This is a genomic window from Arthrobacter crusticola, assembly GCF_004357995.1.
GTDB lineage: Bacteria > Actinomycetota > Actinomycetes > Actinomycetales > Micrococcaceae > Arthrobacter_D > Arthrobacter_D crusticola.
Window position 1 is genome coordinate 170,707 of record NZ_SMTK01000005.1, and the last position, 13,811, is coordinate 184,517.

The window sequence follows — 13,811 nt, forward strand, 5'->3', positions numbered from 1 at the left end:
TGTCCGCGGCGGGAGTGGGGCACGGCCCACCTCCTGTGCGCTTCGAAGAGTTGGTGTCCGCTTCGAAGAGTGGTGTGCGCTCCGGAAGGAGGAGTGCGGCTCCATGATGAGCCAATCCGGGGGCACGGTCTGGTGCTGAGCCGGTCCGCGTGCTCAATCGGTCCGCCGGCCGGGCCGCGTGGATCGGATCGGTGAAAACCGGGAATCGAGACGGTGGTCAGCTGCTCACTCGAGCGGGAGTTCAGTGGTTCCTTGTGGGGGTCCTGCTGTCCAGTAGCGGTTTCGGCGGGGTTTTTGCTCGGGGTCCAGGTGGTGGGGTGGGAGGAACCAGGGGATGCCGTGCCGGGAGTGCACGCTCCAGGGCCCGTCGTGGATGCGGTGGTGGTGGTGGGAGCACAGCAGCACCCCGTCGCTTAGCTTCGTTGTGCCGCCGGTTTCCCAGGGGGTGATGTGGTGGGCCTCGCACCAGGTGGCCGGGATGGTGCAGCCGGGGAAGGCGCAGCCCTTGTCCCGGGCGACCAGGGCCCGGCGCAGGTGCGCAGGGAACAGCCGCTGGGCGCGGCCGAGGTCCAGGACCTGGCCCTTCCCGCCCAGGACCAGGGGGATGAGGTCCGCGTCGCAGGCGAGCCGGCGGATGCTCCGGGCCGGGATCTGCCGGGCGAAGACCGCATCGCCGGCCCGGTCGAGTTCACCGATGAGCGTGCGGTAGTCGATGGTGACCATGACCTGGGGGCGGTGCCCGCCGGCGGCGGGCAGGCCGGTCCCGGCCAGGGCGATCCGGCAGGCGCCCACCAGGGCCTCGAGCAGCTGCTGGGCCCGGGTGGGCCGCTCGTCTCCGTCGAGCCGGGAGGCATCGGGCGATCCACTACCTGGGTCCTCACCGGGTGTGCCGTCACCGGTTGTGCCGTCACCGGTTGTTCCGTCACCGGGTGTTCCACCGCCGGGCCCGTCAGCGGATCCGGTGCCCGAGGCCTCACCGGCGCCGGGCAGGCGGGGGTTGGTGGCGGTGGTCATCACCGTGGCCAGGTGTTCGAACTGCTCGTCCGTGGCCCCGATCTCCAGGAGGTGCAGCCCGTTGCGGCGCCCGCGCAGGAACACGCCCTGCCGGGCCCGCAGCAGCTTCTCCGTCGGCTCCTGCCCGTCCTGGTCCAGGGCGTTCTCCCACCGCCGGGCCACCGCGCGCAGGATGTCCTCATCGCCCTCCACGGCCTGGTGGGTGAGGTGGCGCTCCATCGCCTCCAGGGCCGGCCGTCCGGCCACCGGCCGCACCCTGTCGACCGCATCGCGGATCAGGGACGCGGCCCGCCCGCTGACCTGCCCGGCCCCGCAGGCCGCACCCAGGACCGCCAGCGCAGCCGGCGCCTCCAGCCCGCCGGCGGGCACCGCCGGCAGGGTGGCCGCGGCCAGGCGCAGCCGCCGGGCCGCCTCGGCCCGGGCACCGCCGGCACGATCCGGCCCCGCCCCGGGAGCAGCCAACGGCCCGCCGCCGGGAACAGCCCACCGCCGCTCCACGGGTGAAGCCCGGTGCCCGTCAGCGGGTGAAGCCCACGGCCGGTCCCCGGGATCGGCGAGGCGGTGCTGGTCGGCGGCGTGGGCGCCCAGGACCTGCAGATGGTCCACGATCCGGGAGAGCTCCTCGATCCGGGCCACCGTGTCGGCGACCTCCCGGCGCCCCAGCAGCAGGAACCGTCCGGAGAAATCGGCGGCAAATCCCGTGAGTGCGGCATGCGCCCCGGCGAGCAACTCCCCCGTGCCCGAGAGCAACTCCCCGGTACCGGAGGGGAGATCCCCGGTGCCCGTGTGCTCCTCGACCGGTGCCGTTGCCATACCCCCATTCTATCGAACGCGTGTTCGATTCCAGCCGGAAAAGGGCCGTTGTGGAGGAAGAGTGGATGAGGGATATCCACAGGCCTCGAGCCCAACCCCAGGCCCGGGACGGGAAGGAGATTCACCTCCGCGAGGACCAGTCCGGCAAACTCCTCCAATATCCGCAGTTGCGCGGAATACATCAATACAGGTAAGGGCCGACCCAGTCTGTGAAGGCCTATAGACGGAAGCATTTCGAGGGTCGGTATATCCAGCTGCTGATAGCGAATGAAGCACGCCGCACGGCATCGGGAATGGCCCACACGGCAGGGCGTCGCGTTGGCTGCCGGCACGATGGCAGACTGAGGCGATGCATGAGCTCGTCATCCTCGGCACCGCCTCCCAGGTTCCCACCCGGGCCCGCAACCACAACGGCTACTTCCTGCGCTGGGAGCGCGAAGGGATCCTGTTCGATCCGGGCGAGGGAACGCAGCGCCAGATGATCCGGGCGGGCGTATCGGCGAGCCGCATCACTCGAATCTGCCTCACGCATGTCCACGGCGACCACTGCTTCGGCCTGCCGGGCGTGCTCTCGCGCATGGTGCTCGACGGCGTGGCCCACCCGGTCCACCTTCACTACCCGGCATCCGGAGAGGACGTCGTCCGGGCGCTCGTCGCTCTGGCCACCCCAGGTCTCGACCTTCGGCTCCACCCTCACGGCGCTCAGGGCTCGATCGCCGAAGGCCTCGAGGTACGGCCCCTACTGCACCGAATCGAGGCCTACGGCTACCGGCTCACCCAGCCTGACGGCCGAACCTTCCTGCCCGACAGGCTCGCCGCTGCCGGCATTGCCGGACCCGACGTCGGGGACTTACAGCGCAGGGGAATCCTTCGAGGGGTGCAATTGGAGGAGGTCAGCGTGCACCGGCCGGGCCGGCGCTTCGCCTTCGTGATGGACACCGCGCCGTGCGGCGGTGCCGAGGAACTTGCGGAGGGAGTGGACCTGCTGGTGTCGGAGTCGACCTTCAGCGATGACGATGCCGCGCTGGCGCTCCAGTACCGGCACCTGACGGCGGGGCAGGCGGGCGCCCTGGCGAGCAAGGCTGGCGCGGGAACATTGGTGCTGACCCACTTCTCGTCCCGCTACGAGGACACCGGGGTCCTGGCCGCGCAGGCGCAGGACACTGCAGGATCCGCAGCGGTGATCGCCGCCAATGACCTTGACCGGATTCCGTTTCCCCCGCGGCGCAGCTCGCGACCGGGAGGCTCGGTCGATTTCCGCGGCTGATCCCCACGGGGTCGAATCCCTTTTGGGGCGGCTCGGCCACGGCCGAACCCGGCCTCGTCCAGCTGAAGCACCACGCCCACGCCGTCGAGCAATCGAGCTGCGGCACCTTCATCCGAGTAGGGTCGAATTTTCCACTGTTCCACTCCGGGCCGCTTCTGTAAATTACTACCATCGGGCCGATGCGAATCGGCCTGGATGCATCTGCTGCGGGGAGCATGACTAAACGCCTCGTGGCACGACTCGCTCGGGTGGCGCAGAGCGTACAGCACCGGTTGGACGCTCCGCTTCCAGATGATGAGGAACTTCCTCCCGGGCAACCGGATACTACCAATCGTTGCGGATTCAAAGAGATGGCCTCCCTTTCGGAGTGTCACCTTAAAGAGGATTGGACACCACGTGCGGGCTCGCGTTGTCGTCTTGATAATTGTTCTGTTTGCAGTCACCTATGCCCTGGTCGGTTTCGTCTCCGATTCACTGCCGCGCCAGAGCGTTGACGAGGATGCAAGGGACCGACGGAGCCAGCCCGGCAATTCCCTCCAGCCAAGCGCAAGCAGCAAGGACGGCAATTCTGCTGTCTCGGAGGCCATGCCGGTCGGTGACCTGCCCGGTTGGAAACAGGTTTTCACCGAAGACTTCACCGACGGAGATGTCCCGATCGGCGAATTCCCCGACAAGACCTACAGAGTGCGATGGAGTGCAAATTATTTCGACGGGACACCGGACACTGCTGCTCAAACGCTCAAGACAAAGTCGGGGTACTACCCCTCGAAGGTCATCAGTGTCCATGACGGCCTCATGGATATGTATCTTCACACCGAAAATGGGATTTCAATGGGTGCCGCACCGGCTCCTCGATTTGAGAAGGACAGTAAGCGGCCCTTCAACAGCCAACTCTACGGCCGGTACTCCGTGCGTTTCAGGGCCGAAGCTTTACCAGGATTCAAATTAGCGTGGCTGTTGTGGCCGGATAGTAAGCAGTGGCCCGAGGACGGGGAGATCGACTTTCCGGAAGGAGATCTGTCGAGGACCATTTACGCTGCCATGCACGGGACTGGTGAAAAGGACAACAGGATCGACCAGTTCCGTACCAAATCCAGATTTACGTCCTGGCACATAGCCACCATCGAGTGGAGCCCTGACCGCGTGGAATTCTTCCTCGACGGAGAATCGATAGGCACCAGCACGTCGGCGACGCCTGACACCCCCATGCACTACATATTGCAGACCGAGTCCTGCCTGACGACCTGTCCGCATCCGGAGACCCGGGGCCATGTCTACGTCGATTGGGTGGCGATCTGGGCAAAGGACTAGGAGCCGCCGATCCTCAGGCATGCACCACAGGACGCCTCGTAGGCCTTTCGGCTGCACATTGCGCCGGGCTGTGGAGCTATACGTGTCGAGTACGGACATTCACTGCGGACCCACGGCCCGATGCCCTCAGCTCTCTTGACGTCGTTGCGTTCTCCACCCGTTCGCGTTCCGAAGGCTGCGTCGAGGTCTTCCCGGTGAACGTAACCCGCCGTCCCGCTGCTCAGACGCCATAAGCGCAGCGCGGCAACAACCGCAGCCGACATTTGGGCCAGGAGCCATAGCGCGGCCAATCCGGGTAGGGCGGAACTTTGGGCCACGGCCGCCGCGGGCACCAACCCGACGACGGCCGCCAGGACTGCACCGCCGTGGCTTCCACGAAATGACCATACACCCGCCAGACGGCGTAATAGATCTGGGCCACACAGCTAAGCACCACCGCAGGGGCCAGCAACGGCAACAGCCCCCACTGCGCGGCGAACTGCGGACCGGGCACCTTCAGGACTGAGGAGCCAACCGCTAGGAGTATCCCCCGGCTGCAAAGGTAAGCAACAGGCTGATTCTCAGGGCCCGTTCGACCAGCAAATTAACAGGTCCCAACGCGGCAAGTTTCGCCTGGAGGGAATACCGACGCCCCCAGAAATAGCCCGCGGGCGGGGTGACCAATACCGTCAGGGCGGCGCCTGCGTGCCCAATCCCAGCGGATTTCCCCTGCCGGACCCAGTCATATGAACCAGCGAGAAAAGCAGGGAGCAGGACACTTCGGACGTACCGGCGCTCGGGACCCAGCACCGGCATGTGGCACACCACATGATTGACCCGCGCCTCGGGAACGCCCTCGGCCCAGGACCTGCTGAACACGTAGTCGGAGCACTCACCGAAAGATGTGAATCTCGCACCAGGCCGGCGCCCGGAGTGTGGACGGCCTAGTCAGCACCGGGTCCGGCGGTCACGAACTCCTGGATGATCTCGGGGGAGGCATGGATGCAGATCATTTCGAGGTTTCCGGTACCGCTGCTTCGAAAGCGGTGCCGTGCGCCCGGGTGGACGGTCACAATCGCGCCGGCGCCCGCGCGGAGCTCTTCACCGTCAGACTCGATGATCGCCTCACCCCGCAGCACCACCCACGTCTCCGTGTAGGGGTGCCAGTGGGTTTCCGGCCCTCCGCCGGGCGGGGTGTCCACCCAGAAGAAGGAGACGCCGGCGCTGTGGTCGGCCCCAACGAACAGCGCCGTCCCGGTGGTGTTCTGGCGTAGCTGCTCGCGGTCGGTAACCGTGGTCATGAGGATTTGCTCTCCTTTCCATCGAGCCAAAGGGTCTCGGACTCGTCCCTGTGCGTCCCGGTCGTTCCCACGTGCTTCCTATCGATCCGGGCGCCCTTCTTTATGACGTGAACGAGCGCCATGCCGTGGCCCCGCCCGAGTCCGTAGTCGGCCTTGAGCCATTCGAGGATCTCTCCGGCCTTTCCGTTCTGCTCGTCGAACCCCTTGCTGTTCGCGATGTCCAACAGCTGGCGGGGCGTGAGCCCTGTTCTGTCCTCGATGGTGTCGAGGTACGCCTGAAATGACATGCCGTGGTCCTTACTTCTTTCTCTTGGCTCATGGGGCCCGCTGCGAGAAGTCTGCGCCTTCCTTTAACTGCTGGTGGCGGCAACCAGTCCGCCGGCGCTGCCCGTATGCGAAGAGTGCGCCCGGGAAACGTACCTGTCAATGCCATCGCGGGACATGCGGCTGCCCGGTACGCGGTTCTCTCCCCCGCGGCCCGGGTCGATGACCAGCTCACCGATCCTGAGCAGGTGGGACTGCAAATGGGTGCCCCGTCCCCCGTGATCAGCTGACGCGGACCGACCCCAACCGCACGGTCATGCCAGGGTCGCGGTGGTCGAAGAACACGGACGCCCCGGTGTCCAGAGCCGCGATGTGGGCGATCTCGTCCTCCGTGAGGGTGAAACCGAAGACGTCGAAGTTCTGGGCGATCCGGTCCGGGTTCACGGACTTGGGAATGACGACGACGTCGCGCTGGATCAGCCACCGCAGGACGACCTGGGCCACGGAGACGCCGTGCGCTTCCGCGACCGCGGTGAGGGCGGGGTGGGTGAACAACCCGTTCCGGCCCTCGGCGAAGGGGCCCCAGGACATGAGCTGGACGCGGTGTTCCGTCATGAGGCGTTGATACTCGGTGCGCTGATAAAAGGGGTGGGTCTCGATCTGGTTGACGGCCGGGGTCACCTCGTTATTGGTGATGAGGTCAATGAGGCGGTCCGAATGGAAATTGGAGACGCCGATAGCCCTGACGCGGCCCTCCCTGTAGAGGCCCTGCATGGCCCGCCATTCACTGTAGTAGTCACCGTACGGCTGGTGGATCAGGTAAAGATCGACGTAGTCCAGCCCCAGGCGCTCGAGGGATTTGCTGAACGCCTCAACGGTGTGCTGCTCCCCGGCGTCCTGAACCCACAGCTTCGTGGTGACGAACAGCTCCTCTCGTGGGATCCCGCTCCCAGCGAGGGCGCGCCCGACGGCCGCCTCGTTCCCGTAGGCCGCGGCTGTGTCGATCAGGCGGTACCCGACCGCCAGTGCATCCGCAACCGCCTTCTCTGTCTGGTCCTCCGGGATCTGGTACACGCCGAAACCGAGGATCGGCACTTCGACGCCGTTGTTGAGGGTGACGGTCTGCATCTGGTTCCCCTAACGGGAGTCATGTTGAGCGCCCCGGCCAAACCGGACAGTCCATGGTCGTCGTGTCTCTTCACCAGTGCATCACGATTTGCCAGCCGTCGACTAGGCGGAATTGCCCTCGTTGGTTCCCTCGGACCGGGCGGCACGGCGTCGTGCACGTTCGCGGGCAAGCACTTCGCGGAGCGGCGGCACCACCACGCCCTGCTCCGCCATCCGCCGCCGCACTGTGCGCCGGACGATCAGGATCGCCGCAGCTCCTGCCGCAAGGATCACAAGCTGGAAGGCCATGGCGATCCGGAACGAACCAAGGGCATACAGGTCGTCCCCGGACAGGCCCCGCGCGTACAGGACGTCAAGTATCACCCCGATTCCGTACATTGCGACCAGGGAAGCGACGAATCCCCCGATGTTCACGATGCCCGTGGCCGTTCCCATCCGCGATGACGGGTTGAAGGTGCGTGCGAAGTCGAAGGCGATCATCGACCCGGGACCCCCGAGGGCCAGCGCCACGATGAGCAGCGTGAGCAGCCACAGGGGTGCCGGCCCGGACGCAAGCAGGACGGCGAGCCAGCAGCCTGCTATGCCGGACGCGATGGCCAAAACCATGGTCGAGCGGCGCAGGGGGTGCCGCGACACATAGAGTCCGAGCATCGGCCCGGACACAATGCCCACGGCGACGAACAGCGTCATCAGCGCCGACGCCCCCACGGGGTCCACCCCTTCGGCCCGCACGAGATACGGGTAGCCCCAGATCAGCACGAACACCGTGCCGGGAAACTGAACTGTGAAGTGGGACCACAGCCCGAGGCGGGTTCCGGGCTGGCGCCAGGCCTGCGCGAGGGAAATCCCGGTCTGGCGCAGCCCGGTCTTTGCCCGCGGCTGGCGCTGCGGGGCATCCCTGATGACGGCCACCGCGAGGACGACGGCGAGCGCCGACAGACCGGCGGCCGACAGGAACGCTGTGCTCCACCCTGCCGCGCCGAGCAGCGCCGCGAACGGTACCACCGACACCACCTGACCGAGCTGTCCGATGATCCCGGTCAACTGGGTCAGCACGGGAATCCGACGGGACTCGAACCAGGCCGGAAGCAGGCGCAGCACCGAGATGAAGGTCAGTGCGTCGCCGGCGCCGACGAGCAACCTTCCCGCGATCCCTGCGCCAACGGTCTCAGAGAGAGCAAGCTGCACCTGGCCCAAGGCCATCAGCACGGCCCCGGCGAGGATGAGCAGACGCGGGCCGACCCGGTCGACCAGGACCCCGACAGGGATCTGCAGCGCCGCGTACACCAGCAGCTGCACCACGGTGAAGATGGAAAGCGCGGAGGCGCCGGCCGAGTAGCGTTCGGTCGCTTCAAGCCCCGCGACGCCGAAGCTCGTCCGCTGGGTCACGGCGATGAGGTAGGCGACCACGCCGGTCCCCCACACCACCCATGCCCGGCGTCCGCCCACCCCTCCATTATTGGTGCTGGGGTCCGAACCGGGCACCAGCAAAGCAAGTGATTGTTGTTGCGTCTTTCCAGCGATCTGTCGCTTCCCGTCCGAATCCCATAATCCATCCGGATTACCAACCTATGGTTAGTAGGCGACTGCCTATAGGGTATAGGCTGACCTTATGCGTTCAGGTCTCACCACCAACACCGTCATCCGCTGCGCCGCTGACCTTTCTGACGAACTGGGCTTTGATTCCTTGTCGATCTCTGCCGTTGCCCGCCGCCTCGGAGTGGCGGCGCCGAGTCTGTACTCCCACGTCCGGGACCTTCCAGCGCTTAGAGCGGGCGTTTCCGCGCTGGCCTTGGAGGAATTGTCGGACGCTATTTCGACCCGGATAGCTGGCAGAAGCGGGCGGGAAGCCCTTTTCGGCTTCGCCGAAGCACATCAGGTGTATGCGTCGCGCTCACCCGGGCGGTGGCAATCTCTTCAGCATCTCACCGCTGGCGGGATGGCCGGTTCCGCTGCGGTGGGACGCCTTGTTGCCCTGACCCAATCCGTGCTGCACCGGTACGCGCTGCGTCCCGAGTGGCAGGTGCATGCCACTCGAATGCTCGGAAGCTTCATCAACGGCTTTATTGCGCTAGCTGGATCAGGCAGCTTCAGTCACCGTAGTCCCGGGCCGGAATCGTCGTGGGACATCGCGATCGACGCTATGCACACCCTCTTTTCAAGTTGGCCATCCATGGATAGCCCTGACCCTGCAAGGAAGCTTCATTGATCAGCATCCCTCTCACCCCAGCTCATCTGCGCGGCGCGCAGGAAGTGGAAAGCACGTCCCGCGGTCTTCGTCCGCACCGCCTGCCGGCGTGGGTACGCACGCAGTTCCCGGACCCGCAGCTCATGATGATGGAGGCACAGCCTTCGGGAATCAGGGTGGTGGGGAAAACGTCCGCGGGTCATCTGGAACTTGTCACGCATCCGACGCGGCTTGCTTATCGCGGGGTTGATCGCCCACGCGGTCAAGTGGACCTCACCAGCAACGGCATCCTGATTGGAAGTGACGTTCTCTCCGGAGGCGATGTTACTGAAGTAGACCCGCAGACAGGGTCATCTACGTTTAGGTCAGGCGTCGCGCACGTCTCGGTCTTCGCTGACCTGCCTGAGGGCGACAAGCTGATTGAGCTGTGGCTGCCTCACAATGAGTCCGTCGAATTGGTCGAACTCCGGGCGGACGCTCCCGTTGCTGCGGTGGCTCCGGCAGGGCCGGTCTGGCTTCACCACGGCAGCTCCATCAGCCAGGGCTCGAACTCGAGCACTCCGACAGGAATCTGGCCGGCGGTCGCGGCGCGCGCTGGCGGAGCCCAGCTTCACAACCTCGGCTTCGGCGGAAGCGCACTTGCTGATCCTTTCGTCGCCCGGGTGATCCGTGACACCCCGGCTGATTTCATCAGCGTCAAGCTCGGCATCAACCTCGTGAATCTGGACGTGATGAGGATGAGGGCGTTCGAATCCGCAGTTCACGGGTTCCTCGATACGATCCGCGACGGCCACCCCGGAACACCACTCCTGCTCGTCTCTCCCATCTTCTGCGGCATCCACGAGGACACACCCGGCCCGGGAGCCATCGATCCTGCCAGCTTCGGCACGGACCAGATCCGGTTCATGGCGACCGGCGAGGAGGCCGATACAGCCCAAGGCCGTCTGACTCTCCGCACCATCAGGGCCTGCCTGGCGTCGATCGTTGAACGGAGATCGGAAGATGAAAACCTCCACTTCCTTGACGGCCTTCACCTTTACGGTCAGGACGACGCAACCAAGCATCCGCTGCCGGATGCGCTCCATCCCGATATGGCCACCCACGAGATGATCGGCGAACGGTTCGCCGCGTACGCATTCTCCCCCCTAGGGCCCTTCGCCCGCAGGAGCGGTTCATGATTGAAGCATGAACCGCCACGCCCTCGCACAGCTGTGAACCACAGCAAGCCGCTCCGCCGCCCCACACGGCCAATGGTGGGCCTGCTCCTGCTCGGGATCCTGCTGTCCGTGCTGGTACTTCTCGGACCCGGACTGCTCAGCGCCCTGCGCATCGGGGACGGCCCGCTGCTGGCGGGCTCGGAGTGCATGGTGCAAACCCCGGACGGAGAGATCGGACTCGACCGGGAGGAGGCGCAGCTGGCGACGACGGCGGTGGCGCTCCGGGCGCGCGGGGCGGAGGTCCCGGACACCCCAGGGATCGACGAAGCGGTGCTGCAGCGGCTGGCCGAGGGGCCGTCGGGGGATGCCGGCCCCAGCCTGAGCTGCCGGGGCTCCGCCGCCGACGACCTGCCGGAACAGCAGCTCACTGCTGCCGGCCTGACGCCGCGCGCCGAGCAGGTCCGGACGGCGATGACCGTGGTGTTCGGTGAGCAGAGCCTGGGCGGCTTCGTTCCGGGGGGCGTCGACCAGGGGCACGGAGCGGACTCGACGCACTACGACGGTCGGGCCATCGACATCTTTTTCCGTCCGGTGAGTGAGGAGAACCGGCGCCAGGGGTGGATGCTCGCCCACTGGCTTGTCGCCCATGCCGAGGACCTCGATATCCAGTACGTCATCTTCGACGACCAGTTCTGGAGCGCACATCTTCCCCGGGGCCGGTGGCACGACTACGAGGCACCCGATCCCGCCAACGAGATCCTGCGCCACCTCGACCACGTCCACGTGGACGTACTCCGTGGAGGTGCCGGCTAAGGATTGGTCCCCGGGCCCGGCAGAGCCCGCCCAGCTCCCGCCGCGACACGCCCGGACGGCGTTCCCGCCCGGTCATGGGGGTATGGTCAATCGGTATGTGCTGGCAGGGAACGAAGGGAACGCAGGGGTGCCATTTGTACTATCCCGTCTGATCCGGCAGCTTGGACGTGCGCGCTTCTGGGTACTGCCGGCTTTCATCATCACCGCTGTATTCGTTACCAGCTGGCCTCTCATGGCGTGGGCCGAGCCCTCCAGCAACTCGATCACGTCGGTGAAGACGTACTGGTGGTGGTTTCTGGTCACCGCCGCCACTGTGGGATACGGCGATTTTTTCCCCACCACGGTCGGCGGCCGCCTCGTCGGGGTGTATGTCATCGTCGGCGGCATCGTGACGCTGACCACCTTGTTTACCAGAATCGCAACCGCGATCGACAATGCGAAGGGACAACGCATGAAAGGCCACCGGCATGTGGAGCTGTCGGATCACCTCGTGATCGTGGGCTACACCCCAGGACGGACCGAACGGCTGATTCGGGAAATCACGGCGGACGATGCCCGTCAGGTTGTCCTGTGCGCCGCGGAGGACGTGCGGGAAAACCCGATGCCCGAGCAGCACGGTCTGGATTTCGTCCGCGGTGACCTCGCCGACGAGAGCGTGCTGCGGCGTGCCGGGGTGCACCGGGCCGCCCGCGTGCTCATTGACGCCCGCGACGACAATGAGGCACTCGCCGTCACCGTCGCCGTCACGCATGTGAACCCCACCGCGCACACGGTGGTGACCCTGCGCGATATGGGCCGGGCCCGCAACTTCTCCTATGTCGACGACAACGTCCGCTGCGTCCAGTGGCACTCACCCCGCCTTGCCACCGAGGAGCTCGAAGATCCCGGGATCGCCGTCGTGTACGCCGACCTGATGAGCCACGGCGGCCGCAACACCTACAGCACGCGGCTGCCCGATGCGCTGCCGCCGGTCAACTTCGGACAGATTCAGGAAGCCCTGGGACGCAGCTTCACCGCCACTGTGCTCGCCGTGCAGCACGAGGGCACCATCATCAACCCCGGCTGGGAGACGCGGCTGCCCGAGAGCGCTGTCCTGTTCTACGTCGGCGAGCGCAGGCTCTCCGACGAGGAGATCCTCGGCGCCATCGCACCGTAGCCCGCGGACGCCGCCTTCACCGATTACTCGCCCGCGCCCGACGGACTGCGGGCCTCCCGGTCTCCCTGAACGTTTCGCTCATGCCCCCGTCCCAAGCCCTGGATCCATCGGGCTTCCGGTCCGCACAGCGGAGACGACGCCGAGGATCCCCCGGGCGGTCGCTGCCGCGTCCTCCCGGTCGAAGATCAACGACGCATGGGTGGATCCGTCGACGACGTGGTGCAGGTTGTTGGTCGACAGTGCTGCGAGGGCTTCCTGCGAAGCGATCCAGCCGGGCCGGCTCCCGGTGCCTGCGCTCAGGACCGCCAGCGGTTTGTCGGTGAAGGTCCTCAGAGCCGCGGCCTGCCGCACCGAGGATCCGGCGTGGAGATACTCCTCCACAGTGCTCTGCAGGTGGCTGGGGTCGGACACCCCAACCACCCGGCCGAAGCCAAGCCGCGCCGCGGCCGCCACCAGCGCGGAGACCCGGCTCATCGTGTCATCCGGGTCCGCCGCTGCGGGCTGTGCCGGTTCGGCTTCCTGTTCCGCTGCCGGTGCCGGTGCCGTCGAGTCCACCAGGACCAGTCCGGCCACCTCCCCGGGATAACGGGCGGCGAAGGTGAGTGCGTAGAGGCCGCCGAATGAATGCCCGGCCAGGACGTACGGTCCGGGCTCGTTCCCCCGCTCCAGCAAGGTGTGAAGGTCGGCGGCGACGTGCGCGCCGTCTTGCGGTGTGGTCGCCGGCTCGCTCCGTCCGCGGCCGGCCCGGTCGTAGACGCACACCCGGGTGTTCGCGGCGACGACCGGCGTGATCCATCGAAGGTCTGAGGACTTCAGGCCGGCACCCGGTTCAAGGACCACGGTCGGGCTGCCCGAGCCGGTGCAGTTCAGGTACAGGCGGTGTCCGCCGACGTCGATCAGTTCACCCGGCGCCGGAGGAGCCTGCGCATCAACCGCTCCACGCACGGTCTCGGAGCCAGCGCCCAGGGAAGCCAGCACGAGTACCGCGATGCCCGGGTAGAGCAGCAGCCGGGCGCCGCGGCTCCGAAGCCGCCGGCTGATCTGTACGGTCATCCAGAGTGCCAACACCACGAGGGCGGGAGGCCACACCCAGGCGAGCGCCTCGTGCAGCGGGGAACCGAATGCCAGCAGGAGGAATCCGCCCGTTCCCAGGAAGAGAGCCGGCGCGAACGCCCAGGCCTGTGGATGATCGGTGAACCTCACCGCGAGCACAGCCAGCATCGCCCAGCCCAGCGCAAGCCCGACCAGGATGGCTCCGGTCACCCCGGCCTCGGTTGCCGGCACGAACGGCGCGGCGGCCAGCAGCAGCGCAGCGAGGATCCCGGTACCCACCGAGCCGGCAGCAATCGCTCCAAGGTGTTGCCTGGGCGGGAATTTCGGATCGGGAGCGTCGTACATCGGACAAGACTGCCAAGCGGGG

12 protein-coding genes are annotated in these 13,811 nt (G+C 66.5%); 6 read left to right on the forward strand and 6 right to left on the reverse strand.

The window, feature by feature from the left end:
* Window positions 1-225: 225 nt before the first annotated feature.
* The gene (locus E2F48_RS14790; RefSeq protein ID WP_133404732.1) at window positions 226-1,827 is read right to left on the reverse strand and encodes an HNH endonuclease signature motif containing protein; all 1,602 of its coding nucleotides are present in this window, start codon (window positions 1,825-1,827) and stop codon (window positions 226-228) included.
* A 349-nt stretch (window positions 1,828-2,176) separates the two neighbouring features.
* Between E2F48_RS14790 and E2F48_RS14795 the strand changes: the two genes are divergently transcribed.
* On the forward strand, window positions 2,177-3,094 hold the full coding sequence (locus E2F48_RS14795; RefSeq protein ID WP_133404733.1) for a ribonuclease Z: 918 nt from the start codon (window positions 2,177-2,179) through the stop codon (window positions 3,092-3,094).
* Window positions 3,095-3,490: 396 nt separating this feature from the next.
* Window positions 3,491-4,405 (forward strand): glycoside hydrolase family 16 protein, encoded by a 915-nt coding sequence (locus E2F48_RS14800; RefSeq protein ID WP_246019059.1) that lies wholly within the window; start codon window positions 3,491-3,493, stop codon window positions 4,403-4,405.
* Between the two features lie 923 nt (window positions 4,406-5,328).
* Here the strand turns inward: E2F48_RS14800 and E2F48_RS14805 are convergent.
* From E2F48_RS14805 to E2F48_RS14820, 4 genes are all read right to left on the reverse strand, one after another.
* Window positions 5,329-5,685, reverse strand: coding sequence for a cupin domain-containing protein (locus E2F48_RS14805; RefSeq protein WP_133404734.1), 357 nt, complete (start codon window positions 5,683-5,685; stop codon window positions 5,329-5,331).
* Entirely contained in the window at window positions 5,682-5,972 is a 291-nt protein-coding gene (locus tag E2F48_RS14810) for a DUF4287 domain-containing protein (RefSeq protein ID WP_133404735.1), read from the reverse strand. The genes E2F48_RS14805 and E2F48_RS14810 overlap by 4 nt, the downstream gene beginning before the upstream one ends.
* A gap of 259 nt (window positions 5,973-6,231) precedes the next feature.
* On the reverse strand, window positions 6,232-7,077 hold the full coding sequence (locus E2F48_RS14815) for an aldo/keto reductase (protein WP_133404736.1): 846 nt from the start codon (window positions 7,075-7,077) through the stop codon (window positions 6,232-6,234).
* Between the two features lie 102 nt (window positions 7,078-7,179).
* The gene (locus E2F48_RS14820) at window positions 7,180-8,526 is read right to left on the reverse strand and encodes an MFS transporter (protein WP_133404737.1); all 1,347 of its coding nucleotides are present in this window, start codon (window positions 8,524-8,526) and stop codon (window positions 7,180-7,182) included.
* A gap of 163 nt (window positions 8,527-8,689) precedes the next feature.
* Here E2F48_RS14820 and E2F48_RS14825 point away from each other — a divergent pair, with 163 nt between their 5' ends.
* From E2F48_RS14825 to E2F48_RS14840, 4 genes are all read left to right on the forward strand, one after another.
* Window positions 8,690-9,286, forward strand: coding sequence for a TetR/AcrR family transcriptional regulator (locus E2F48_RS14825; RefSeq protein WP_133404738.1), 597 nt, complete (start codon window positions 8,690-8,692; stop codon window positions 9,284-9,286).
* On the forward strand, window positions 9,283-10,443 hold the full coding sequence (locus E2F48_RS14830) for a GDSL-type esterase/lipase family protein (protein ID WP_133404739.1): 1,161 nt from the start codon (window positions 9,283-9,285) through the stop codon (window positions 10,441-10,443). Before E2F48_RS14825 ends, E2F48_RS14830 begins: the two co-directional genes overlap by 4 nt.
* A gap of 72 nt (window positions 10,444-10,515) precedes the next feature.
* On the forward strand, window positions 10,516-11,235 hold the full coding sequence (locus tag E2F48_RS14835) for a VldE C-terminal domain-containing protein (RefSeq protein ID WP_133404740.1): 720 nt from the start codon (window positions 10,516-10,518) through the stop codon (window positions 11,233-11,235).
* A 127-nt stretch (window positions 11,236-11,362) separates the two neighbouring features.
* A complete protein-coding gene (locus E2F48_RS14840; protein WP_133404741.1) occupies window positions 11,363-12,391 on the forward strand; it encodes an ion channel in 1,029 nt (342 codons plus the stop codon).
* A 78-nt stretch (window positions 12,392-12,469) separates the two neighbouring features.
* Here E2F48_RS14840 and E2F48_RS14845 read toward each other — a convergent pair whose 3' ends face one another.
* Window positions 12,470-13,789: an alpha/beta fold hydrolase gene (locus E2F48_RS14845; protein WP_133404742.1), complete on the reverse strand. Its 1,320-nt coding sequence runs from the start codon at window positions 13,787-13,789 to the stop codon at window positions 12,470-12,472.
* Between the last annotated feature and the right edge of the window lie 22 nt (window positions 13,790-13,811).

What these genes read in the sequence shown, in the direction of transcription:
- E2F48_RS14790 (WP_133404732.1), bottom strand. Translation starts at nt 1,827, where the DNA reads ATGGCAACGGCACCGGTCGAGGAGCACACGGGCACCGGGGATCTCCCC.
- E2F48_RS14795 (WP_133404733.1), top strand. Translation starts at nt 2,177, where the DNA reads ATGCATGAGCTCGTCATCCTCGGCACCGCCTCCCAGGTTCCCACCCGG.
- E2F48_RS14805 (WP_133404734.1), bottom strand. Translation starts at nt 5,685, where the DNA reads ATGACCACGGTTACCGACCGCGAGCAGCTACGCCAGAACACCACCGGG.
- E2F48_RS14810 (WP_133404735.1), bottom strand. Translation starts at nt 5,972, where the DNA reads ATGTCATTTCAGGCGTACCTCGACACCATCGAGGACAGAACAGGGCTC.
- E2F48_RS14815 (WP_133404736.1), bottom strand. Translation starts at nt 7,077, where the DNA reads ATGCAGACCGTCACCCTCAACAACGGCGTCGAAGTGCCGATCCTCGGT.
- E2F48_RS14825 (WP_133404738.1), top strand. Translation starts at nt 8,690, where the DNA reads ATGCGTTCAGGTCTCACCACCAACACCGTCATCCGCTGCGCCGCTGAC.
- E2F48_RS14835 (WP_133404740.1), top strand. Translation starts at nt 10,516, where the DNA reads ATGGTGGGCCTGCTCCTGCTCGGGATCCTGCTGTCCGTGCTGGTACTT.
- E2F48_RS14845 (WP_133404742.1), bottom strand. Translation starts at nt 13,789, where the DNA reads ATGTACGACGCTCCCGATCCGAAATTCCCGCCCAGGCAACACCTTGGA.